Origin of the sequence: Candidatus Methylomicrobium oryzae, assembly GCF_016745425.1 — a bacterium.
Taxonomy (GTDB): domain Bacteria; phylum Pseudomonadota; class Gammaproteobacteria; order Methylococcales; family Methylomonadaceae; genus Methylomicrobium; species Methylomicrobium oryzae.
In genome coordinates this window covers 10,422-35,029 of sequence record NZ_JAERVK010000018.1, presented here as the reverse complement: position 1 = coordinate 35,029, position 24,608 = coordinate 10,422, and the positions used below count along the sequence as shown (strand labels likewise).

Here is a 24,608-nt window from a genome sequence, read left to right as displayed (position 1 = left end):
AAAAAAGCACTGCCATTCTCGTTGCAACCTATTGTTTTAATAGATCAAATAGTCACTTAAGCTCTTAATAAAAAATCGTCTGGTGTTTAGAATGTAAAGATTTATGAAGCCAGCCAAGGAAGGAAATGCGAGTTGTGCGCGTTGAACTGACCCAAACCGAACGAGAGTTGTTACAAAACCTGATCAAGAAAGGTAGCGACTGGCGAGAATGAGAGCGGGCAGAAACGATTTTACTGCTGGCCGAAGGGCAGACGACGTTCGAAGTAGCGGAAAAGCAAGGGGTGTTGCCGGAGACGATCCGAGAATGGCGGCGCAAATGGTTCAAAGCCGGTTTCGCTATCCTGCCCGATCAACCGCGCAGCGGCGCACCGAGCAAGTTGAATGATGAACACCGGGCGCGGTTAAAGGCATGGATCGAGGCCGAACCGTTAACCTGCCGAGTGTTGGTCGATCGCCTGGAAACCGAATGCGGCCTTCGCCTCAGCGCCAATACCTTGCGTAACGAGTTGAAACGCATGGGGTGTGTCTGGAAAAGGACGCGCTACAGTTTAAAAAAAAGCGCGACGCCGAGTGCTTCGCACAAGCCCAGCGCGACTTAGCCGAGCTTATCGTCCAAGCGCAAGCCGGCGCGATCGAACTGGCTTATGCTGACGAAGCCGGGTTTGCCCCGCAACCGCCCAACCGTTCCGCCTGGACAAAAAAGGGCGAAACCCATGCTGTTACGGCGAAACGGGGTCGGCGGCTGAATGTGATGGGGGCCATGCTGTCATCGGGAAAACTGGTGATGGCAAAACTGTGGCAGAGCATCAATGGGTTGTGGTTCTTTGCCTTCTTGATGGCCATGCTGGAACGGGTGGGCAAGCCTTTGGTGGTGATCCTGGACAATGCGTCCATCCATACCGCCAAAAAACTGAAGCCTTACTGGGACTTATTGGAAGAAAAAGGCATGCGCTTTTATTTTCTGCCGCCTTACAGCCCCGAATTGAACCGGATTGAATTGCTTTGGCGCAAGATGAAATACGAATGGCTTAAATTCAAACTGTATACGCCGGATGAACTGGAACGGGCCATCGATGAAATTGGGGAAGGGTTCAGCTGCTTATACAAGCTGACTTTTTGAGAGGCGCTTACCTTGTGATAAGAAAAGCGAGTAAATGCTGAACTTTATTCATTTTTTTACATGTGATAACATACAGTTACATAGATTTTATTGAAAATTATTTTTCAAATAACTGTATAAAAAATGATTTCATTTATTGAGAATAAATGTTGAAAAATAAGACGTTAATCATTACAAACTGCACGAACAGAAAACGAATGGACGCGCTTCCCGAGTGTAGTATTGGTCATTATCATTCTGGTAATGCAGATGAACTTTCAGATCGATGGTTTGCGCAATTATCCAAAGCTAATCAGAAAATTTCAGCTGAAAACCTTTATTCAGGAAGAGTGTTCAAAGAGGTAAAAAGTGCTGTTTCGTTGTTAAATGCGAACCTGCTTATTGCTTCAGCAGGGCTTGGGTTAATAGCGGGTTCAAAAGAGGTCCCGCCCTATAACTTAACGATTTCACGAGGGAATCCAGACTGTGTACTTTATAAACTAAACCAAGGAAATGCTTCGGACTGGTGGGAAGCTTTAAATCGTAAAAGCCCTTTTTCAGTTACTTTCGATACCAGTTCATACGACTTAATATTAATTGCAATGTCGCTTCCTTACTATAGATTGTTCGAGCCTCAACTTATCGATCTAAACAACTCCGAAAAATCGAAACTCCGGTTATTTATAAGAGCGAACGGTCGCAACATTTCAAGCTGCCTTTTACCCTATTTGATGCCGTACGATGAGCGATTTGATAGTCAAAAAGGGCCAAATCGGGGAACATTGAATGACTTTCCTCAGCGGGCATTACGGCATTTTGTCGAATCTATTCTTCCAAATTCAACTAATAACTCTTCTGAAAATCACTATGCCTCAGTTGAGGAGGTTTTGAAGCAACTACAACCGCACAAAGTTGATACTGGTGCCAGATTTTCAGACCAGGACATTAGTAACCTTATTAAAGAGCAATGGTCTGAAAACTTTACGTCACCAACAAAAATGTTAAGGTTTTTTAGAGCCTCCTTAGGCGTCGCTTGTGAGCAAAAAAGATTTCAAAGACTCTTCTATGGCGTAGCGAAGTTAATGGAGGTCCGCTAATGCCTAAAGCAATGGAACACATAGTTGTTCGAGCGTTACATAGTACCCAAGGTAATAATGTCGATGTTTATTCTTTTTTTGTTTTTGGCTCTGATATAACAAAGATCGCTGATATTTCACGCGTTTGTAGGGAAGAGGGTGAAATGCGGGGGTTCCAACGTAAAGAAATTCGTAGTCACGTTAATGCTATTGTTGAGTTCTTAGATAGTGGGCCAGTTTTATTTCCTAATGCCATTATATTAGCTCTCTCGAACGAAATTGAATTTAAACAAACTCGAGGTCCATCCCCTATAAACTTTATAGACGTTGCTCAGGCAGGAACACTATCTATTCCTATTTATCCTGAAGGCAAGCGTATAGCTTGGATTGTAGATGGACAACAGCGCTCATTGGCTTTGGCTAAAGCAAAGAACAATGAAATCGCAATTCCAGTTGTAGGCTTCGTTTGTCCAGATATCGAAATTCAGCGAGAGCAGTTCATATTGGTTAACAAAGCGAAACCGCTTCCAACTCGATTGATCAACGAACTACTTCCAGAGGTAAATATGGCTTTGCCTAAAGATTTAGCTGTAAGAAAACTTCCGAGCGAATTATGTAACCTTCTTAATAAAGATCCCAACTCCCCATTTTACCGCTTGATCCGAAGAGAATCTGATTCTGAAAGCACCAATGCCATCGTAGTCGATTCTGCATTAATTGAAGCCTTTCGCCGAAATTTAAAATCTCCATTGGGAGCTCTTAGTCAATTCAAGATTTCTAACGTCACCGATACGGAAGGCATGTATAGGACTCTAATTACCTACTGGTCTGCCGCGCGTGACGTTTTTCAAAACGCTTGGGGTAAGCCTCCCACTGAAAGTCGATTGATGCATTCAGCTGGGATTCGAGCATTGGGAGCATTAATGGATCAAATTATGTTGAGGGCGGATGGCTTCCCTAACCCAGAAGTTGAAGTACATAATTCCTTGCAAAGACTCGCCCCTCATTGTGCGTGGACAGAAGGAACTTGGCCAGACCTTGGTTGGCGTTGGAATGAAGTTCAAAATACTGGGCAACATATTATAAGATTAAGTGAATTTCTTATTAGACTGGATAGGGAATTATCAAGGCGGGATCGATGAAGTTTATCTTTGCCGACAGCATGGATATGGTTGATCCCGAGTATGACTTTTTAAACGATCGATCGAAACCTAGCCGGAAAGTATATTGGGACGATTGTTACCCACATGAAATGTTTATCTCAGCACCCTATGATGGCATCTTAGTATCAAGAGCAACTGTAGATGGCATATATACAGACTCACAAGCAATGCGATTCCGTAGAATTGGAGCACGAGAATTTCTGAGACTCAATCATCCCAAATTTAGTCACCTAGATATCTTTGGCGATTGTGGCGCATTCTCATATGTTAAAGAAGACGTGCCACCATTCTCACCAGAAAATATGCTGGAGTTTTACCATGATGGTCAGTTTTCTCATGGGTGCTCAGTTGACCACATTATTTTCGACTTTGATCCTACAGTAAAAGGTCTGGAAGGAGGGAGTGAAGAAGCACTGCGACGTTTTGATATAACGTTAGAAAATGCTGATGTTTTTTTAAAAGAAAGCCGAGCCTTAGGAAAAGGATTCACCCCTCTCGGAGTGGTTCAAGGTTGGTCTCCAGAGAGCATGGCCGAAGCAGCACGACGCCTGGTTTCTATGGGATATACATATCTGGCTGTAGGAGGGATGGTCCCACTAAAAGCAGCGCAAATTAAAATGTGCCTTAAGTGTATCCGATCAAGCATTCCCGCATCTACCCGGTTACATATCTTGGGTTTCGCAAAAGCTGATGAGATTTCGACTTTTACACCTTATAACATCACTAGCTTTGATACCACATCTCCTTTAATTCGGGCATTTAAAGATAATAAACAGAACTATTACGTCCGCACAGGCGAAGTTTCTTTACGCTATTTCACAGCAATTCGTGTACCCCAAGCAATTGAGAACCAACGATTGCTAAGACTAATTAAGCGGGGCGTCTTTCGTTCGGAAGATTTAGTCAAGCTGGAAAAAAATGCACTTCTTTATCTAAGAGCATATGACGAAGGACTTGCTGAATTAGAAGAAACCCTTGAAGCCGTCATGTTGTACAGCTCTCCTCTTATGCTGGAGAAACCTTATGACGAAGTAAAGCACACCAATAAAATTACTACGTTAAAGGCGCAATACCTCGAAACTCTCACTGAAAAACCTTGGAAAAAGTGTCCGTGTCCAATTTGCCAGCAGAGCTCTATAGAGGTAATGATTTTTCGTGCTAGCAATAGGAATAGGCGACGTGGAATGCATAATCTCCAAGTATATAAAGGGATAATTGATACCCTAAACAAACAAGGCTCACTAAATGGATAAAATATCGTTCTTAGCAATTCGCGCTCAACAAAGTCCTAACCACACAGTTGTTTCTTTTGCTGCAAGTGCCGAAGATCTTTTACGCTTTGCATCTATCGAAAGAATTGGCCGAGATTCAGAGGGCCATCTCAGTGGGTTTCAACGCCCACAAATTGCTTCACATATTAGAGAAATTCGCGATTATCTTGAAAAAGCTGAAGCAGTTCTACCCAACCCCATTGTAGTTGCTTTTACTGATGGCATTACGATCGAACCGTTGAATGGAAACGTCTGCCGAATATTGATAGAAACTTCAGATATTCCACCAGGACTTGTTGTAGATGGTCAACAAAGATTGAGCGCACTAAGCCAAATTGAAAATAAGGATTTTCAGGTTTTCGTTTCGGCGTTGATCTGTAAAGACGATGCAGAACTAAGACGACAATTTGTATTGATTAACAATACAAAACCACTTCCAAAATCACTTATTTACGAGTTGTTGCCCACCGTAAATGGACTTCCCCACAGACTAGACGGACGCACTTTTGCGGCCGATTTAACAGTCCGCCTTAATTATGACCCTAACTCGTCACTGAAAGGATTAATTCGTCAGCAAACTAATCCAAATGGCTTTATTGCAGACACCTCAATTCAACGAGTGGTTATGAATTCCGTTAACGATGGAATGATGCGCGAATTTATAAAAGAAAATGATGGTGCCGAGCGCTGTTTTAGTCTTATTAGCGAATTTTATCGAGCAGTCCAAAAAGTATTTGCAAATGAATGGAATGGGCATACGCCAAAGACATCGCGATTAGTTCACGGTGCAGGGATTGTTTCATTGGGCTACGTTATGGAAATACTGGCATTGCTTGACGGAGCAAGAAATTGGGAAGATTTCGCAAAGGGCATGGGATGTTTATCTGGACGTACCGCATGGACGCACGGCGAGTGGAAATTGGCGGAAAATGATATTCGCCACTGGAAAGCCATTCAAAACATTAATAAAGATATCGTCTCTCTCACTCATTATCTTACCTCCATTGTCAGATCTGATCTACGCTCAAGACGTACCGATAGGGTTATGTCTTGAAACTATTGGTAATGGCACCGCCAAACTCAACGGCCTTGATCCCTCTGCTTGGCTAAAAGAGATATTGAAAAAGCTCCCCGCCTGGCCCAACATCCGCATCGACGAATTGCTGCCTTGGATTACATCATAACGGTAACGACCTGGCGATGTGGAATGACTGGCCGCTTACGATACCCCAAGTTGATCGAATTGATCTTTATGAGAGTCCGGGTTGTGGGGTGATTTTATCTTGGGGTGATCAAGATCCAGCCTTACCTGAGTGATTCTTTATGCCCTATAGTATCAGAAATTATTAACTATAAACCAATAGGATTCGATAAGTTATGGCAATTGACAATAACAATCTTTCAGTAAAAGAAATTGATGATTTAATTTTTTCACTAAAGGAGCGTCAAAATGAGCTAAGACTTCGTGGAATTCAACAGATTAAACAATTGGCTGAAAGCATCAATATACATGTTGAGATTTTTGTGCCAGGCGATATTGAAAGGTTTTCAAATAAAGTCCGTCCTTCTATTAAGTATAGAGATCCCAACAACCATAAAAACACTTGGACGGGAAAAGGGCGCATCCCTAGATGGTTAAGTGCATATATAAATCAAGGTCAATCTATTGATATATTTAAAACATAACTCTCAACCATTCCGCTCGAGTTGTCCCAGTACGCAGTCAAGAATGCTGGCGCTTCCTTTACCCAGAGGGAGAAGGGTTTGCTTGGATCCCCGAGCGTCCTTCACCGCAAAATAGGCTTGGTGCTTGCTGCTCTTCCATGCAAAAACGAAGATGTCGGCATTGGTCGCCAGATGCTTGAGCTTGTCAGTCGCAACGTGGTCAGCATTCACTTCTACCTTGGCCTGCGGCAATAACTTGCGAAGGAATTGCTGGGCCCTTTGCCCTGCCGGTTCCGTCAGGGTATAGATACCTATCAGGCCGGCGAAGTCGGTCCGCAGTGTCAGTTCTTCAGAAGCGCCTTGTAGGGTTGGAAAAGCCTCCAATAAACCAGAGCAGCCATAATCCTTGGCCAACAAAGACAGTATTTCATACTGGACCGGTCGGAGGCGGTGCGCGCACGCGCGGGCCATCTCGACAACTGCCATAAAGAACCGTAACCGCGACTCGCCGTTATCCGGAGAGGCATGCAGTGCCAGCATTTCGGCCGCGTTGAGGGCCCAATCGACGTTACTCGGAGCGTTGTTCGCGCCTAGTATCTCTGCGTAGGCATCGACAGCCTCCACATAATCCTGCCTCGATGGTGCGAGACTGACCAACGCCTGCACAAGCGCAGAAGCCAACTCGAGTTCGTTTGCGGAGACCATGCCGTTCCAGGCAACGATACGGATCAGCATCGCGTAGAGGGGGCCGAAGCCACGGACCGGAAGGGCCGGCCGGTCTACGAAGAACTCGACCAGGGGAACGAACGCGTCGCGGAGTATCTGTTCCGCGGCACCGCCAGCATTCCCGATCCTTTCCGCCAATTCACGGCACAAAGGTGGATCCGAGGCATAAGATTCGACGCTCCAGCGGGGCAAGGCATCTTCCAAGACCTGCAGCGGCGGACGGTCGTGTCTCCCAGATTCGACATAGCTGACCCACGATAGCCAATCCGCTTCCGGACGGGGTGTACGGTTTGCCATCACAATGGTTTCCTCGGACTTTCCGGAGAACTCGGCGCGCAATTGCTGGAGCCTGGCCAGATCCCTCTTCGTCCAGTTCAGGCGCTCGGCATCGGGCGCCGCTTCCACCGCCGCGAGAACCCTGAGCGCGACTTCCTCGTCCTCCATCTCCGCCGCGCAACGGAGCATCGCACCATACGTCCACAATGCTGGAAAGGCATCGAATGAGAGATGGAGTGCCAACCCATAGTCCTCGTCTGCCAATGCTTGGCGTGCGGACTCGAAAAGATCGGTCCGGGGCAAGGCATTCGCGGCCAAGCGTCCGGCCCAACGCTCGACCAGGGCGCGTCCGTCATCCTCCGGGTAGATGGAGACAATAGCTTGGCAGCGTTCCCTGTTAGGTTCGGCCTGTACGAGTTCGTAGAGCATGAAGGCTTTGAGCACACTTGGGTGCATGACGCCTTTCCGTTCGAGGAACAGCGGACCGAAGTTGTCCGCGATCTCCTTCCGGAACGTGGTCAGGAGCGCATCGTCATTACCGCTGTCTTCTAGTTCAGTGATATAGGTCGTATAGAGGGCTCCGACCAAGTCGGCAATGGTTTGAGCGGGAAGCGATAGGCCAAGAACCGACTTCACGAGGGGATAATCATGCGCCAATTGATACTGGCGGCCCAAGCCAGCCAGCATCCGGATGTCCAGGTACTTTTGCTGCTCTGCGTCCAACCGTCCACTGCTGACCAATTCTTCGCGCAAACGCTGCGCGTCCGATTCGCTTCCGACCAGCAAGGCGCGGTCGAACTCGGCGCGTACTTTGCCGAACGGGCGCTGTGTCCGGTCAGGAATTTTGGGACGGCGCCGGAGCAAGCCCAAATACAACTGGAGGGAGTCAGCTATGACGGAGCAAGCCGCTCCGTTAACCGGGTCGAAGCGAAACACGAAACGGCCGAAGCGTTCAAGCAAGACCCTCTCGATTGCGTCGACTGGGTCCGGGCTGAGAAATTGTCCCCGAAAGTCACTAAAACTTGGACCGACAAACGCTGTCAATTCTTGGGACAACGCGTTTGCCCCCACCTCATCAGATGCCATGCCGTACCATTGGCAAGGCCCATTGGGTCCAAAAACAGGCAAGACGATGGGCGAACTAGCCCCCGAACTGGCAAGTGATGCGATCCACGGGAGGACTTGCTCCAACCATGCCGGAGGCGCACTACGCCCAATGACAGCTTCCCATTTCAATGCGTTACGGCCCGAGAAAAAGGCTTCGAGCCAGGATATGTCCCGCGGAAGTAAGGTGTCGATCATTGGCCTTCCCCGTAGCGCGCGAATTCGAGTCGCGTCCGACTGAGATCGATCGGGTCAAGAGAAAACTCCACCCATTCGTCGTTGATGGTCATGCCGTTGTAGGTCAGGTTCATCGATCCCATTAGCAGGCATCTCGTAAGCAGTATCCCCTTCGTGTGGAGTTGGTCATGGATGTATACCGTTAAGGAGTCCTCCAGGTCGTGTTCGCTGGCTAGGTCGGCAATCCTAGTACGGAACGAATCGTTACTGCTCTCGTTGCGCGTAACAACATGCGCCCTCGTGCCGTGGCTCATTAAAGTCACCAGTACGTCTGCAAGGCGGATCTCACGGCGCCCCCACTCTGGATTCAGAGCATCAAAGTTTCCGGATCGGTTGTCGATTAGCACGACGTTGCTAATCCAAGGAGAGACTATCCAAACATCATCGCCAGGTTGCAGCACCTCAGCCACGAACATCGTCTGCATCAGTTCCTGGATGGTAGCAACTCCGGTGGTTTGGGTCTTAAAAATGCGGCGGTATTGGACACTCATTGCACGGCCTCCACGAGTTCGATGTCGGCTTCGATCAGAGAACGGTTTTGGCGGATCCCCTGGAGACGAGCATATGCGCGCAGGTAGCCGGATTCGACCGGATTGGTTACCAACTCATTAAGAGCTGCTGCCAGATTGCCACGCCCTGTTTCCGGACAGGTAAGCGTAACTTGGCGACCCGCAGCCAACTGCTCGGCAACTTTTTCCAACCAATCTTTTTTTAGCACGGAAACGCACACGCGGTCGTCGCTAATGGACGCTGCGACCAGCAAGCGTTCGACCAAAGGTAATTCCATGAAAGGATTCCGCATGTGCAGAGCAGATCGACGTATCGCTTGCCCCCGGGGCCATAGGAGTCCGCTGATGGCTCCACTTCTCCAAGAAGTACGGTCGCCAACGGGTGGACCACCGACGTCAGAAATTACGCGGTCGATGGCCTCTGATTGGCTGAGGTAGTAGGTCATGACGCGGAGGTCAATCTCGATGCCGATTCGCTCTTCCTCGCCCTGCCACTGCTCAAGCACCCGTGACAGGTAAATGTCCGTTGCCGCGCCCGACCCTGGGCGAAGGATGCGGTTGCCGAGCGCGACCAGAAATCCGTGGAACGGAGAAAACCCCTCGAGAATGAGCGACCGACGCAGGGATTTGAACGAGCGTGCCATTTCTTCCTGGCTTCCAGCCACCCGGAATTTGCGTACCAACTCGACACTTTTCGAATCGCTGTTGCCATCATCATTGGCCAGTAAGGTCACGATTTGGCCTAATTGGTGGTCGATGAGCTCGAACTCGCCCATTCCGAGATTCGCGCGTACGGTAGCGAAGAAACGCCGGGGATCTTCCGCGAAGCTGCGCATGAACTCCTCGATCAGTCCGTTGCCGCCCGGGTTCCTCTCGGTAAACCAGGCTTCCACTGCATCCTGGTCCAGGCCGGTCGCCTGACCATCGGGCGCAGGGCCTCGGTCCAAGTCGACCGACAGGTCTTCCTGGTCTATCCCTGGGCAGAGATCGGTAATCGAACGGAGCAAGGCCGCTGCCAAGGTGGAATGGTAGACTCCTCGCAGCCATGGCTCCCAATCAGTTCCGATCGGTTCCCAAAGTATGGCCGCAAAATCATGTAATTCTTCGACCACCGAAGATTCCCGAAGGCAGGCATCCAATTCTTGGCGCAGCTTGTCGGTGTTTCCTAAGGCTTCTACATTGCCCTGTTCTTCTACCACGTGCGACTGGAACAACAGGCTTAGGACGTCCGACAGCGATATAGATGCCCGATCCTCCCGAATACGGGCACCGGCTTCTGCCAATCCGACTTGGCAGTGCATCGCCTCGTAGGTTAAAGCCGACAGGTAAATCTGAGCGAGCCATTCGCGCATGAACGGACTGGAAATGGTCTCTAACCGCTCGCCGCGCCAGGCGAGGTCGGCGAATCTAGCAGCGCGAAGGGCCCGCCATTTCTCACTTCCTCCTGCAAGGTGCAATCCAGAGGGAATGCGGATCTGAAACACCACTCCGTCTGCAGTAAACCGGGCTCCGAGGCCCGCCGGCTTGCCATTGGCCTGGAAGGCAGTATCGGCACGGACTTTCTCGGTGCCGAGGCCAATTTCTGCCGAAGCCCCAACGGCGAACCGTCGGATTTCGAGCGGAGCGTGGCGGGAGTGCGTAAAGAAACCGATACGGGGCACGATCACTGTCCAAAGGCTTCCCGCCGGGGGCGACAGCCACGCCGGTTCGACTGCGGCGACGATTTGGCTGTGCCACTTGAGGGAAGCGTTCGAGAAATCCGCCACCGCTTTCGGCGGAGATTCCGGCGCTAGACGGACCGGACGAAAGACCGGCAGCGATACGATTTCGCCGCCTACCTGAACCTGATAGTCGCCAAGGGGTTGGTGGCTCCCAATTGAATCGATATCGAGCGCGAACGGGCCGGATCCGCCCAAAAAATCCGGCGCTGGTGGAGTCCAATGCCGCTCGTTACGATGGCTCACGCCATAACGACGGCTAACTCGACCGGGCGCGAATTCCCGCAGTGCCGCAAAAACTGGCATCGCGGGAGCATTGAAAGAAACTGCGGGAACTGCTCGAGGTAAATCGATGGCTACCTCAGCCAAATTGAGATCTGCGAAAAGGGAGCCGGGGATAAAATCGGGCAGTGGGTTGTTGAACGACTGGTAATCCTGCTGCGACTTGCCTCCCGCGCCCCAATCGCTTGCCAAGCGCCTAAGTGCGGTAGGCAGGACGGTCGTCAGGAGGGGTCTAGGGAACTCCCACATGATCGCCGACAGGTCTTCCTCGGATATATCCAAAGCGCCCCTCAGGTAGTTGCCGAGACGCCTTGACCCGGCCTCCGTCTCGACGATATTGCGCAGTTCGCGTAGCAGTCGTTGGCGTCGCTGGACGCTAAACCTCTCGCCTCCGCTCAGGTCGTTCCAAACGCTTCCAGTTGGGGCGCCATCCAACTTCGAGCCCAAGTAATCGATCGTCGCGAATACCGCTTGCATCCGGGTTACGTACCGGTTTCCCAACGGCAAGGTACGGACCGGCAGTTCCGGATCGAACAACAAGTCGTAACTCTGGTAGGTAGCACGGTCGCGTCCGTAATCGGACAACACGACCACCGTCCATGGCCGCATGCCGCGCGTACGCCCACCACGACCCTTGCGCTGAAGGAACCCGGCCATGCCGCGCGGTGCCTTGTGCTGGATAACCGCACCGACGACCGGATCATCGAAACCCACTTCCAGTACGGCGGTTGCGACAACCACGTCCGCACCCGGATCTACCCCGCGGTCCTGGGAACTGACCCTTTTAACTACGAGGCGGTGTCTAAGGCCATTGTGCAAGTCCTCGCAGAAACGCCAATCCTGCCCATTGAAATAGCGCGCGTTCGACGTTCCACTCTCACGTAGTACTGCCAATCCGCCGTCGGGAGCATGGCGCATGTCAGGATCGCCATAACTGTTCCGCCCCTCGGCGCTAAGCAAATCGAAATATAGTCGATTTATTACGTCCAGATTATCCGTAAAAACGAATGATCGTTGACCAAACGCTCCATGGCTAACAGAATCTTCGGGTTTGATCGCCTTCGGATCGAGACTACGCTGCATTACCATGCATGTTTGGATAGTAGTGGATAGTAACGCCGCATGTGAGACCGGATCGCCTCGCAACGCGAGCATGTATTCAGCACCCTCCGACTCAATCTCGTCTGCGCGTGGTGACACTTCGTCCACTAAGTTGTTGCGGCAACCGGTTAACGCTGCGAAAAACTGCGATGCCTCGCGCAATGTGGCCGACAAACCAACGAAACGCAAACGCTGATCCAGCATTCGTTGCCAACGGCGCATGAGGTAAGCAACTTGCGCACCGTGCTTGCCCTCGTAAGTATGCACTTCGTCCATCAGCACCAACTCTGGGGCACGGAGGGCCTTTGGTCCGACGCCGAATAGATGCGCCATGGACATATCTGAGAGGCGCTGGTTGAGCATCTCTGTTGTAGTAAACAGGATATCTGGGACGCAATTCTTCATGGACTCCCGAGTTATCGGGAACACTCCACCGTCCAAAACCTCTGAGCACGACGCGCAAACCAGACGCTCGATGCCCTTGGCAAGGTCTTGTTTGAGCCAACGTAATTCGCCACCGCAGACCAGACAAACCAGGGTCGGGCAGACGCCATTCGACCAATCGCAGTATTGTGCGGAGTGAGGAGTATCACCATATAGTGCTCCGATGCGGATTTGGGCTGCTTCACCGTTAGGCAAATCTGCCCGGAGATTACGGATTCGCTGCAGGACCTCGCGCAACTGATCTTTGAGTAATTCAGTGCGGGGATAGAGTGCAACGACCTTAACCCAGTCGGAGTTCTTCCCGTCTACCAGCATGTGGCGGTATACCGATGCTAGTGCAGGCAGGTAGAAAGCTAGCGTCTTCCCGCTTCCGGTGCCAGCGCAAACGATGGTAGCCAACTCCTGTCCTGTCTCGATTGCACGAAGGATCCTTTGGGCCGCTCTTGCCTGGAAACCGGATAATCTGACGGAACGACCACCCGGTGCCAACAGCGCCTTGACCGCTGTCAGCAGTGCTGGGCTTTCTGCTGCATCCCCTATCATGGCTAGCGCCTGCTCAGCAGGGATATCGCGTGCAGGGTAGCGGCGCCTTCGGCGGAGGAAACGGAAGTCTGCGACCAACCCGGGAGCTCGTTGCCATCCAGAGTGCCCAGCATGTTTAGGGAATAACTGTCTCAGTCTCTGGATAAGACGAACCGTTTCCGCCATGCGTGATCGATAACCGGTGGAACCGCCAGCCATAAGGACTTCGGCTATCCACTTTCGCCGCAGCAACTCGGCAAGCACTTCTTCGGGTGATAAAAACTCCTCCAAGCCACCGTTGATGGCTTCATCTATCAGAGGATTGAGCAGGTCGCAAATCTCGTCGTGTCCGAATGCACCATCCACTATCCCCCAAGCAAGCAGTCTAGCTTCGCGCTCCTCGATACGATCTAATATAGATGCAAGAAAATTTTCTCGCGGTTCCAACATAGCCACCTCTGACTAACGCGCCCGAACGGCGTAGTTGTTAAGCATATTATTAGCACGGAGCCACGTGATCACTTCTTCAGTCAACAATTCCAGACTGGCTCCGTGAGTCGTAGCGGTGGCTGAGAAAAATGCCCGTACTGCAACAGGCACATCGTCGTTCTCCACAAACTCGCTATTAATTTCAGCCAGTTGCTCAGACCAAGTCTGAACGTTGATCAACTGCTCTTTAGAATTGGGTACTGCGCTTTTGTATTGGCTGACAAGCCGATACATATGCTCATAGCGTTCAAAAGCACTCTTATTCACCGGTAACGACAGCGTGAGGGTTTGTTTGCGCTGCTCTGGCGGTACTCCTCCAAACAACTTGCATGCGAAGTATTCCTTCCAATCCTGTTTCTGCTGTGTTTCTTCCTCGATCTTGAATGCCTTCAAGGCGTCCAACAAGTTAATCCATCCTCTATTGCGCACCAAGGTGTCGTTCTTGGGCGACTCAATAAAGCGGACAAGGATCTTGTCGCACAATTGTTTAGCCTTATCCACATCAGGCGCCCGCGACAATGGAACACCGCCTTGTTGAAGCCACTCCCGTCGCTCAGCTAAAGACTTGACCACTTTCACCAGTTCGCGAAGTTCGTATTTCTTATTAGCGAGTTCTCGAGCTTCTACTACGTTAAGTTTGGCCGCTTCGGCGCACATTAGGCGTTCGCGCGCAATTCTAGCTTCGTCGAGCATCATGACGCCTCTCCTTTCACCGCAAAGGAATCCAACTCGCAACTCAGATTCTGTAACACCGACTGAATTTCTGCTGCCTCCGCGTCAGGATTAACGCCTTCGAATTTCCTTTCTTCCGTACTGGCGTGACGTAATGCGACACGAACCACCGAGTGGGCCTTTTCCACGAAATTGCCTGCAACGATAAGCGGATTGACATTGAGTCGACCCATCCGACTCAGCAGCTGGGCATCACTTTGCTCTGTACCTTCCTCACCTGCAATCGAAAGCGTAGCAAGAGCTTCGCGCACCGCTACGCCTCGGAATTCTTTGCAACGGTTCTTGAAAGCAAGTTTGCCCATACCGATTTCTTGCTCCGACCAGGCACCGCATTCACCTAACTGGTCTGCCAGCGCCTCGAACTCATCAACAATCTCCTGTTTATCGAAGCTTTCCCCAAATTCAGCTATGAGAGTAGTTCGGATAGAGGTCGCCTCTTTGAGTACATTTTTAGCTTTTATCTTCACAACGGATTCGCGTAACTCATTTTGGAGTAATCCCACTGAATCAGCCGTAAAACCAAGATCACCAGGCCTTATTGATCCAACCTCAGACTGTAGTGAGTTCGAAAGTCTAATCATATCAATTGCATATGGAGTCTTGGTGCTGTCACCTTGGAAGCTTCCGCAGAAAGACACAACCTTTGGGATCAATTCAGGGCGGACACGGAGCGCTGCCCCCTTCAATGCGTACCAATCCTTGAAGGCTTGATTACAATCCAAAGGAAGACTCGTTGAGTTTTCAACGTCATCAAATAAAAAGGGCGCAAGACTAGCGGGGGTCCTACCACGAGCGATCAAGCCCAATATTTGGCTATTTGTCTGTAGAAGTCTTAGGGTTACACCAAGTCTCTGCTGCATTTCGGCGCGGATTAGGGATAGCGTTTGGGGCATGAGTCGGTCAACAAGGTTGCCCACCCAAATCATATCGTCATCGGCATCCGCATAAGAAACCTTGCCTGAATTTAATCCGTAGAGACGTGTTACCGCAGCCAATTCGGAGCGTAGCTGCCCATTAGGGTCAGTATGATCGTCCGCAACTATAATAGGGTTCTTATCGATCGTAGTTTCGCCCATTGCATTTGGAATCGAAATTTTTGATCTTTCCACGATCTTCTCTATCTTCGCACATCGCTCGGCATTCCAATCAATGCGGTCATTTAGCGCATCAGCGACTGAATTTCTGATTTGGTTGGCCACGCCTTGGGGCAAGCGCTCACCTTGAACCCATTTTTCAAGCGCTTCAATCAGGGAAGCATCCTCCGTTCTGGGTGGTGGAGGTGGTGGAGGTGCTGGCCCGTCCTTTACATTCGTCCCTGGGGATTTCGGCTCAGGTGGGTTCTGGAACACGATATTCGGGCGGTCTAACTTGAACGCATCGAACACTTCTTTAGGGATATAGCCTATTTCTGCCACCTTCCGCGGCGTATTACCCCAGATGGCTACGACACGCCGATAGCGCTCCCTGATTTCAACCGAAACGGGCAGCGACGCCAACCACTGATCAATCTCTGCTTCCATCCTCGGCGCATTGATGCTGACGGGTGGAAATTGCCCTCTCTCAAAGACTGGACGACCTTGCAAAAGAAGGGTTCGGAGAATGTTATCGATAATGAAACGCGGAGTGAACGTTAGTTTATCGTTACGAGTAAGTGCTATTCGGGCTAGTTGTTCAATGGCTTGTTCAGTGTATGGGAATAGCGGAATTCCGTCTTTGGAACCGAAGGCTTCCAGAAGATGAGTTTCATCGTCATCAGGATCGACGTAAGGGCCAATCCACGCGCTTTGGTCAACACCCGCATCACCTTTTGCTTCGAAGTGGCGCACCAATTCTTTGAACCCCCATCGAGCGGCGTTCAAATACGCTGCAACCAAGGTCTTGGTGCGACTAAAAACCTCCTCTGGACTGGATAACTCGCTTTCCACCCTCCACTCCCGTTTAGAGCGGGTCGCGATCGTATCCGCGCGATCTAGATACCCGTCTGTGACCGCGATAACCGATCGCATCGTGGCTAATTGTTGAACCCCGTCCCGAACACCTTCCTGGATCAGGACATTAAGCAATATGTCCTGAATCCCGGTAAGTGCCTTGAAATCTTCTACGAAAATCACCAACTCCCGGCCTTCTACAAGCAAGCGGCGACGAATCTCAAGTATGACATCCTGCAGGGTCATGCCACCCAATGCTTGGTGTAGGTTGAACAACTGACGGATGGCCTGATCAACAACCTTATTCTCGTTAAGCAGACGAGTGGCCACACGCATCCCTTCTCTGTCGCGAACCAGTAGGTTTCCGGTGTAGTAAAATTTAGTCGAATGGGCTGCCTTGGTAAGATCAAGATCATCTGGCAGAAGTAAATCGTCAGGAATGAAATCCTTCACGAATGCCTCGTTTTCGGCATCTAGACTTCCTGCGATAGCACGCCGGACGAACCGAGGAAACACTCTCTCGCAAAAATGGTCAACAAGGACCGGATCTGCCAAAAACTTAGGTAGTTCGCGCGCATGCCCCCATTGAGCCCTCAACTTGGAATCGCTCGGATTTTCCCGTGCCCGGATTTCCAATGCCTTGCTCAACTGACCCAATGCGACGTTCAACTCCCCTTGGAACCGTACGACCGCAGTTTCTACGTCGAGATCCTCAGTCAGCGCCTTTGCGAATTCCATCCTCACTTGGGCGTATTCATCTTCCGGAAGCTTTTCCAAAATCAGTTCTACAACTTTCCGCAGGCTTGCACTCTTCGGAATGCGGATCACTACATACTTGCGGTCACCATTCAAACTTTGCAAACGGGCATTCAGTATACGCACCATGTGCGACTTACCGACACCAGAAACTCCCGTGATGGGCACGACGTGGGCACCAGACGGCACGTCTTTGGAAATCAGATATTCGAATAGTTCCTCTTCGCTGGCATTGAATTTCTCACCGGAGGAAATCTGCTTGTAACTAAGTGGTGAAGGCCGGTGGGCAGCCAGCAATACGGCGTCGTGCGCCCCTTCAGCTTCGTGCTTTATACAATCGTTGATTTGGTCGGCGGTAGGCCAATACTTCAGTAGGCTCATGACAACTTCTCCTTCAGACTTACGTGGGTGAAGCTATCCCAAACCCGCCCCCCTTGTCTGGTCAACGTCAGTTTGGAGTTGGCGTCTGATAGGGTTCTCAAGTCGATAACATTCTGTTTCTGAAGCCGCCGCAAAGCGAATGACAGTGCAGTTGACAGAGATCCGGTAGGAGGTTCCGACCAGGCTTCGGGTCGAAGCGCCCGTTCCACCTCAACTCGATATGATCCGGTATCCAACACGGGTAAACGAAAAGCCAACTGCGAGGCGAACTCCTCCGCAGGAATCTGTACACCACATTTCATGAAACTGTCCAATTCCGACCGAACAGCAGTCGTGGGATCAAAGAAGATGCCCGCTCTGGTATCCACGGCAAACCCCAAGAATCGAGCCCAATCTGCCAATCCATTCCAACGGGTGTTATTCTGGATAATTGCACGTCCAGGCACTACCTGATATTTGATGAGATCATTGACCCCGCGATCCCAAGAAGTTGGGAGTGTATAAATGTCCTGACAAAGACACCATGCCAATCCACGACATAGGTCGGCGGTCACCCCCAAGTCTTCTTCAGTGACTTTGTCGCCCTCAGGCCATAATGGATTGCCATGTTCCGAACGAAAAGCAAGTTCACGGCATATTGCCGGAATTCGCACTAGATAGGACTCCACCGACTCGCCTTTTTTGGGATCGAAGGCAAGACTAACGTATTTTTCGTCTTCGACAAATAAACCGAGTGCGATCCAACGATTTAGCGTCCCTCGGAGACGGCTTAGCCGATCTTTCCCATCCTCTTGTGGTGGTATTCGCCCCCAAGTACTGATCAGATCATCTCGCGAAATTTCTTTTTCCCGAATAAGAGCAGTTACGAGTGTCAGAAGAATAGAATAGAGGCCGTCGCTTTCACGGTTAAGGATACTCATTGAATGATCTCTTGTATCAAGTCGTCTAGTCGTATTTTATTCGGACTCACATCGTACAAGCGGCGCTGTCTATTCCCAGGATCGGGCAGGGCGAGCGGAAGGAGTACCAAGTGAAAAGGTCGTTGCAGCATCTGAACTTTTTGGACGAGCTCCAAAGATGCGTCTGGATCCAGTAAAGTCATCCGGGCGAGAGGGGAATAGGGTTCCATATCGAACTCCATCAACGAACGATGCAGAACCACCTTGTCCCGCGCACGCTTGTAAAGTCCGTTCCACTCGGGAAGTTGTGCAAAGGAAGAGGCGGGATTGATGGAAATCTCGCGTACTCCGCAACACTGAACGAGCCATGCCGCGAACCGAATAAAATCCTGACGGATTGTCGACTCTGGCTGTGTCTCATCATAAAAGACGAACACAAAAGAGGGATCCAGCCATGGAAATCTCTCCAACCACGCCTCAGGCCTAGAGGTAACTACACGATTGACCGGTATTGCAACAGGCTCCGCATAATGGCCATGCTCAATTGGTTCGAAGCGATCACTAGGACAGCCACCGCATGCATGGCTCACATACACAGGCCATTGCGGAGACGTGATGCGGTATAACTGGCAAAGCGTTTCCCCTACCTCCTTCCCTACCTGAGCCTCCTTCCTGGACGAACCAGGAAGGAGTTGATGCATCATCTGCAAGTTGCGGCCTGCAGCCTGTAGCGTAGCAGAACGCGAAGCACTGATTGCCTCTTCCCAGCGTTCTGTAAGGTGTCCGTAATCAAGGATTCGCACTCTCATATTGGCAATGGCTGCCAACAGCGAAGATGCGTCCTCACCCGGTTCTTCGAGCGTTTCATCAGGATTGTTCTCGAGTTCGAGCGCTATCAGTCTGGCCCTTGCCATTAGGATTAAGGTTCGCATGTTCCAATTGACGTTTTCCTCGCTCCCGCCAAGCAGTCCAGTTCGAACGGCATCTATATCGATTTCCCATAAGTTCTCCTCACTAGTCGCGCGGCGAGATCGATACATTGCATTCCAACGACTAAAGCCTAATTCGTCTGAAATAATCCTTGGTTTCGCGAGGCGCTTGGGCAAGTTCCAATCGGCATCTTCAAAGACCATCAGGCTCACGGACGGCTTGCCGTCACGACCGCCGCGCCCAACCTCCTGGTAATACCGATCCAGCGTCTCGGGGATTGTAGCGTGTATGACGGTCCGAACATCATCCTTGTCGAGACCGACACCGAAAGCAGATGTAGCAACAATGCCATCGAGACGGTTTGCGGCCCATTCGCGAATGATCCTCAGTCGCTCAGAGGGAGGGGTCTTGCCGTCGAATGTGGCGATTCTGGAAAGTCCTCCGGATTGGCGAAGGATTGAATTCCATTGCCTTACTTCGTCCCTTTTTGTGACATAAAGGATGAAAGGTCGTGGCGCATGTCGCAATGCTTCCAAGACGCGTTCCTGCTTTTCCTCAATACTCCTCGCGCCGGAAAACCAATATTGCGGCTCAGGTCGCAGATGTACGGCTGACACCATTTGCACTCGCTCCCGAGGACCAAAAAGGCTAGCCAATGTATCTACCGTCTCCTCCGTAAAAGTTGCACTCATGAGCAAGGTTCGAAAACCCCTTGGTGCCCGCTTTAGCATGCTGCTGCGCAAACCAGACAATGCTTGGAAGGTGGGACGAAACTCATCCCCCCATTGAGTAATCAGGTGTGCTTCGTCAATCACCAGGTAGTGAATCATCCCTGCAGTTGCTGCTTCCAGAACTGCACGTAGCAACGAAGTCGTAAGCGCCTCGGGCGAGGTGATCAAGATGCGCTGCGTGCCATTGCGTAAGCGTTGCCGAATTTCCGTGCGATATTCCTGAGACAAACCGCCGGACCAAGCAAGCGGCCAATCAGCACGGGAAGGATCTTGGCGCTGAAACAACGCACGCATCGCGCGTTCCTGATCCAGAGCCAATGCAACCGTGGGAACCACAAAAAGTGTAAGGTGGCCGGCTTCCTTATGGACTAGGGCGGACGCCTGTCCAACCAAGCTCTTTCCGGATCCGGTAGGCAAATTTACCAGTAGGGTATCCCCCTCCGGCATCAGGAATGCGGCCCGTACCGCTTCCCTTTGCCCAGGACATGAATACATTTCGAACCCGGTTGCATCCCTCACGAAAGGGTCAGCAGGGCAGAAGCTTTTTTTTCGGACCTCTCTATCGGAGAAAGCATCCGAGAAAACCCCTCCCTCACCACTACCGAGCCAATCTGGATGCCACTCCTGCGCCGTCAGCAGAAAGGCGGAAGGTCCAACTTCCAAAACTTCGATGCCGTGCTTGGCCCAACTCTGCGCATCCGGCCAGCCATTGTCAGAGGGCACTCTTAAATTGATTGTCGTTCTGGCAGTCTTGCTTGCGCGCAGCAGTGCGTGCCGAACTAACGGTTGTAAGTCACCGTGCCACTGACCAGGTCTTCGACTGCCATGAGCAACCCAAAGCACCTGGCAAATTCGGTCTAGGAGACTGTCCTCAACCTTGTCGGGCCAATAAGCCACCGAAGGCCAGTTTGCAAGAACGGCCTGCAGGTCGTTGAGGTCGAAACTCATCGATCTTCCTCTAGGTATCCCTCTATAAGAGATACGGGTTCGCTCGTTAGAAAAACAACCCCGGCGACGTCAACCTTGATCGAAGGGGAAGATATGCCTCGGTGAAGCGCTTCGTTGAGGGTTTGTTCGAGTACCAGTTGCTCCGCTTCGGCAGTCGCCTCCCTGCCATCAAGCGACTGGATACGAGTCTGTAACTGGGCGTAGCGGATTTCATCTTCCGCTAACGCCCTTCCAAGCGAATCTTTCTGTCGATTTAATAGTTCCGACCTGGATTCCACGATAACTTTTGCCTTGTCGCGCATGCGTTCGCACCGCTCGTTCCAATTCTTGAAGATATCCGGTGAGCATCTCTTAAAAGCATTCAAATATGATATGTCCAGATTTTTGTCGATGTATCCATTACTACCTTCCTTTGCATACCGTGCAGCCAGATACCGTTCGATAAATTCCTGTGGCAATTCATCGCCTTCTTCATCCAGCCAAACCTGGATAACGACTGGACGGAACAACGCGTCGCCTCGCCGGGCGATAGACGACTGCGCCGATTCGTTCGCGGAACACCCTTCTTTCGCAAGTATAGCCAGGGCTTCGTCTAAATACGTTTCGACCAGGAAATCGAAGCGAAAGCAGGAGCGGATTTCCATTGACTGGAATTGGCCGAATATCTGTCTCCACATGGCGTAACTTCGACCACGAACATCCAACTCCGAAAACGACCTGATCGACTCCACGAACTCGGCGCCGTAACGCAACGGACGCACGCCGCGCTTGACCGCCGAAGGTCTGTGGGCGACATAGGGATAAGATTGCGGCCGGGTCGACCGGTTGCCCGGTGCGTCAAAGTCGATGGCGCCCAGAAAATCGTCGATGAACTCGGATAATGGAATTAGGGTCGATTGACCAGTCCCGTTGTCGGGAGAGCAATAATGGAAACGGAAAGGATCATCGACTGAAGGCTTTCCATTTGGGCGAGGTAATTTCACCTTCTCGAACAGAAGTGTTTTCTCGATCCAATAAGTCATTACGTCGCTGATTTCCCTCCAATCCGCATCCGCATCGAATAACTCTTCCAATTCCAGTTCGGGAACCGGGGATAACTGATCTAAGGCATCCTGCTGATCAATGAGACGTAACTCTCTAGCTACAGCACCGGTTGGTCCTGCCAAGCGCTCACGCAGGGCGTCGAATCCTTCAGATCCCTCGTGGATCAATGTACAGTCCAAGGATGCAATTTCATCCTCAACTAGGTATTGCAGACTGGAGATTGAACGGTCGAACACGCTCAAACCATCGTCAAGGATACGGAACCACGCCATTTGGAGCGGAGTTCCCCCGTCGAGAAGCACGTAGGAAGGTACCGGATTACCAGAGCCGTAGCGATCAACACGCCCCATGCGCTGCTCAACTCGGTTGGGTTGAAGAGGCAGGTCGAAATGGACGATGACCTTGTTCCCCCCTTGTAGGTTTATCCCCTCTTCTGCACGGTGGTCACAAACGGTGGCACGAATCGCCGGATTGGTCAGGAACTCTTGCCAAGAACACCCCTCCGTGCGTTCGGACTCTTCGTCAACGCCGTGCCGGACCACATTGCCCCGTCGATCATTCAGATACTGGAAGATTTGGTCGGCGCTCCTTTCGTTGGCACAAAAAATTACGGCTTTGGACGCTTCTGGAAGCGACTCCAATCCCCGGTACAACCTCTCGAGACGATTGGCCATCCAATACTCGACGTCAATGGTCCCGATTATGGAGTTGAGTAGCGACTGTTCGCCATCGAATGGCACCAAGGTACCGCTGTCGATCGCATTCAACCGTTGGACACAGACCCGCAGGAACCCAGGAAGGCCTTCGAAGATAGAGCGGACAGCTTCCAAGTAAAATTCCTCGAGTTCATAAGCCCTGTCCGTACCCATCGCACCTGCCGCCGGGGATGCATCTACTCGCCAATTCTCTAGAGCGGACTCGATCCGTTCCATCGATGAATCTTCCACTTGCCAAAGTTCGGCTCCTTTACGCTCCGGCGTCAATCCCTTGATTTGCGTCCTGCGGTTTCGCAAGATGCGCCGGTTGAGTCGGTAGGTTTCGGAAATATGGGCTCTCAACTGCCTCACGGCAGCGCAAAACTCCGGATCGGTCTCTTCCGGTATGTCGAGTAATTTTTCCTTTAGCTTCCGCGTTAACTCGGCTAATCGGGGGTCGTTCGGAAGTCGACTCAACAGGTCGTCAAGAGCCGAATCCATGAAAAACGAATTGTTGGGATCGAGAGCGGCGACAGTTTCGGCCAATGCTTGCCTGTTGGAGACCTTCGAACGGAAGCCGTCTAGGTCATCAAGTGGGTAAACCACTGGGTCCAAAAGGTTCAGCATGCGGAGGAATCCACCTTCATTACGCAGAATCGGTGTCGCCGATAACAACAGCAGGCGTTCTGCTCGTTGTGCCATCTCCCTCACTAGGCAGTACACGCGTTGCACGGACTCCGCCGCATTGGGTGCAGTTAAGTGGTGTGCTTCATCGATAACCAGCAAGGAAAGGTTACTGAAAGCCTCCCTCAATTTCTCGCTGTCTTCCTGGGGAAGCACAAACACCGATTCGTCGAGGAAATCTAAAAGCCCAAAGCGTACGATCAGTTCTTCACGCCATTGGCTTACCAATTCGGGAGGAACTAGGACAAGTATCCGATGACTGCGCATGTCGTCGAGCACGGTTTGGCGTATGACGATTCCGGCTTCGATCGTTTTTCCCAATCCGACTTCATCAGCGAGCAAATAACGCTGGGTATGGTCGGTCAAGACGCGCCGGACCACCTCGACTTGGTGCGATTCGAGTTCGATCGACGAGGATAGTAAGGCTGAAATTCCGAATGCTGCGCCCCTTTGAAATACATAATTTCTCATAAATCCAGAGCGAGCCTCGGCATACTGGGGTGTTTCGGTAACGAAATTTCCCAGGAAGTCAACGGGATCCTCGATTGGGCGCTTCCATCGAACAAAAACCCGTTCATAGGGCATATAGAAATCCTGCTTGTGTGCCAAACGGACTTCGATCCCTTCGCCGTCGTCATGTCGAACCCTACCGATACGCCACTGGTTCGATATTTCGTCGAAGATGAACACGCGTGTATTGCATCCTAATCGTTTCGGTGTAATTGACGTTTGTGGAACTTTCACCCGGGGATGCTTTTCAATGGCCGGCGAATCAAAATACTCGACGACAACCCACTGACCCTCAATGTGAATGATTTTTCCAAATCCGTCTTTTTCTGCATTATGTACGGTACAAAACAAAATTTACCTTTCCTCGATCAATCGGATACTTTCAGTAGTTTCGTATTTGGGGATTGGACCATATTGTACAGCATCTAAAAATTGATTGGCGAATGATGTTCGATGTTGTGTCGGATGTTTTATAAGATCACCGATGTCTCTCACGCAATGTTATGAGTGTCAACCCAGCAATCAGTAAACCGTTCAACACAGCACGAATTAGATTGTTATTGGCTAATACGTCGATTAGCACGCTAACTTATACTTTCATTAGTCTCGATTAGCATTTAGATAGTATTGAAAAACACAGTTGTTCTCGTTCGATTTCGCTCAATGCTCAATCGGTATTACGCTCATA

14 protein-coding genes and 2 pseudogenes are annotated in these 24,608 nt (G+C 50.8%); 8 read left to right on the top strand and 8 right to left on the bottom strand.

Annotated features, from left to right (window positions below):
- Positions 1-224: 224 nt before the first annotated feature.
- From JJL52_RS17775 to JJL52_RS17740, 8 genes and pseudogenes are all read left to right on the top strand, one after another.
- A pseudogene (locus JJL52_RS17775) lies at positions 225-599 on the top strand (helix-turn-helix domain-containing protein); the annotation flags it as partial.
- Positions 521-1,120 (top strand): IS630 family transposase, encoded by a 600-nt coding sequence (locus tag JJL52_RS17770; protein WP_202053837.1) that lies wholly within the window; start codon positions 521-523, stop codon positions 1,118-1,120. The pseudogene JJL52_RS17775 and the gene JJL52_RS17770, both read left to right, overlap by 79 nt.
- 197 nt (positions 1,121-1,317) lie before the next feature.
- Positions 1,318-2,196, top strand: coding sequence for a hypothetical protein (locus JJL52_RS17765; protein WP_202053836.1), 879 nt, complete (start codon positions 1,318-1,320; stop codon positions 2,194-2,196).
- Positions 2,196-3,317 carry a DGQHR domain-containing protein DpdB gene (dbpB, locus tag JJL52_RS17760; protein ID WP_202053835.1) on the top strand — a complete coding sequence of 374 codons (1,122 nt, stop codon included), beginning with the start codon at positions 2,196-2,198 and terminating at the stop codon, positions 3,315-3,317. The genes JJL52_RS17765 and dbpB (JJL52_RS17760) overlap by 1 nt, the downstream gene beginning before the upstream one ends.
- Complete coding sequence (gene dpdA / locus JJL52_RS17755) at positions 3,314-4,591, top strand: tRNA-guanine transglycosylase DpdA (RefSeq protein WP_202053834.1); 1,278 nt, start codon at positions 3,314-3,316, stop codon at positions 4,589-4,591. Before dbpB (JJL52_RS17760) ends, dpdA begins: the two co-directional genes overlap by 4 nt.
- Positions 4,584-5,663: a DGQHR domain-containing protein DpdB gene (gene dbpB / locus JJL52_RS17750; protein WP_202053833.1), complete on the top strand. Its 1,080-nt coding sequence runs from the start codon at positions 4,584-4,586 to the stop codon at positions 5,661-5,663. Before dpdA ends, dbpB (JJL52_RS17750) begins: the two co-directional genes overlap by 8 nt.
- Before the next feature lie 16 nt (positions 5,664-5,679).
- Positions 5,680-5,793: pseudogene (locus tag JJL52_RS17745) on the top strand (transposase domain-containing protein); the annotation flags it as partial.
- Between the two features lie 193 nt (positions 5,794-5,986).
- Positions 5,987-6,295 (top strand): H-NS histone family protein, encoded by a 309-nt coding sequence (locus JJL52_RS17740; protein ID WP_202053832.1) that lies wholly within the window; start codon positions 5,987-5,989, stop codon positions 6,293-6,295.
- Positions 6,296-6,298: 3 nt separating this feature from the next.
- Here JJL52_RS17740 and dpdD read toward each other — a convergent pair whose 3' ends face one another.
- Genes dpdD through dpdE form a run of 8 tightly spaced genes read right to left on the bottom strand, consistent with a single transcriptional unit; the run spans position 6,299 to position 24,271 of the window.
- The gene (gene dpdD, locus JJL52_RS17735; RefSeq protein WP_202053831.1) at positions 6,299-8,578 is read right to left on the bottom strand and encodes a protein DpdD; all 2,280 of its coding nucleotides are present in this window, start codon (positions 8,576-8,578) and stop codon (positions 6,299-6,301) included.
- Complete coding sequence (gene dpdK / locus JJL52_RS17730; protein ID WP_202053830.1) at positions 8,575-9,108, bottom strand: phospholipase D-like domain-containing protein DpdK; 534 nt, start codon at positions 9,106-9,108, stop codon at positions 8,575-8,577. Before dpdK ends, dpdD begins: the two co-directional genes overlap by 4 nt.
- Entirely contained in the window at positions 9,105-13,643 is a 4,539-nt protein-coding gene (dpdJ, locus tag JJL52_RS17725; RefSeq protein ID WP_202053829.1) for a protein DpdJ, read from the bottom strand. Before dpdJ ends, dpdK begins: the two co-directional genes overlap by 4 nt.
- 12 nt (positions 13,644-13,655) lie before the next feature.
- Positions 13,656-14,378, bottom strand: a complete 723-nt coding sequence (locus JJL52_RS17720; protein ID WP_202053828.1) for a hypothetical protein — start codon at positions 14,376-14,378, stop codon at positions 13,656-13,658.
- A complete protein-coding gene (dpdH, locus tag JJL52_RS17715) occupies positions 14,375-17,479 on the bottom strand; it encodes a protein DpdH (RefSeq protein WP_202053827.1) in 3,105 nt (1,034 codons plus the stop codon). Before dpdH ends, JJL52_RS17720 begins: the two co-directional genes overlap by 4 nt.
- On the bottom strand, positions 17,476-18,399 hold the full coding sequence (dpdG, locus tag JJL52_RS17710; RefSeq protein ID WP_202053826.1) for a protein DpdG: 924 nt from the start codon (positions 18,397-18,399) through the stop codon (positions 17,476-17,478). Before dpdG ends, dpdH begins: the two co-directional genes overlap by 4 nt.
- Positions 18,396-20,987, bottom strand: coding sequence for a protein DpdF (dpdF, locus tag JJL52_RS17705; RefSeq protein WP_202053825.1), 2,592 nt, complete (start codon positions 20,985-20,987; stop codon positions 18,396-18,398). Before dpdF ends, dpdG begins: the two co-directional genes overlap by 4 nt.
- Complete coding sequence (dpdE, locus tag JJL52_RS17700) at positions 20,984-24,271, bottom strand: protein DpdE (RefSeq protein ID WP_202053824.1); 3,288 nt, start codon at positions 24,269-24,271, stop codon at positions 20,984-20,986. The genes dpdF and dpdE overlap by 4 nt, the downstream gene beginning before the upstream one ends.
- Between the last annotated feature and the right edge of the window lie 337 nt (positions 24,272-24,608).

Excerpts from the sequence above, each read along its gene's own strand:
- JJL52_RS17765 (WP_202053836.1), top strand. The coding sequence starts at position 1,318 with ATGGACGCGCTTCCCGAGTGTAGTATTGGTCATTATCATTCTGGTAAT.
- dpdA (WP_202053834.1), top strand. The coding sequence starts at position 3,314 with ATGAAGTTTATCTTTGCCGACAGCATGGATATGGTTGATCCCGAGTAT.
- dbpB (WP_202053833.1), top strand. The coding sequence starts at position 4,584 with ATGGATAAAATATCGTTCTTAGCAATTCGCGCTCAACAAAGTCCTAAC.
- dpdH (WP_202053827.1), bottom strand. The coding sequence starts at position 17,479 with ATGAGCCTACTGAAGTATTGGCCTACCGCCGACCAAATCAACGATTGT.
- JJL52_RS17720 (WP_202053828.1), bottom strand. The coding sequence starts at position 14,378 with ATGATGCTCGACGAAGCTAGAATTGCGCGCGAACGCCTAATGTGCGCC.
- dpdK (WP_202053830.1), bottom strand. The coding sequence starts at position 9,108 with ATGAGTGTCCAATACCGCCGCATTTTTAAGACCCAAACCACCGGAGTT.
- dbpB (WP_202053835.1), top strand. The coding sequence starts at position 2,196 with ATGCCTAAAGCAATGGAACACATAGTTGTTCGAGCGTTACATAGTACC.
- dpdF (WP_202053825.1), bottom strand. The coding sequence starts at position 20,987 with ATGAGTTTCGACCTCAACGACCTGCAGGCCGTTCTTGCAAACTGGCCT.
- dpdG (WP_202053826.1), bottom strand. The coding sequence starts at position 18,399 with ATGAGTATCCTTAACCGTGAAAGCGACGGCCTCTATTCTATTCTTCTG.
- JJL52_RS17740 (WP_202053832.1), top strand. The coding sequence starts at position 5,987 with ATGGCAATTGACAATAACAATCTTTCAGTAAAAGAAATTGATGATTTA.
- dpdJ (WP_202053829.1), bottom strand. The coding sequence starts at position 13,643 with ATGTTGGAACCGCGAGAAAATTTTCTTGCATCTATATTAGATCGTATC.
- dpdD (WP_202053831.1), bottom strand. The coding sequence starts at position 8,578 with ATGATCGACACCTTACTTCCGCGGGACATATCCTGGCTCGAAGCCTTT.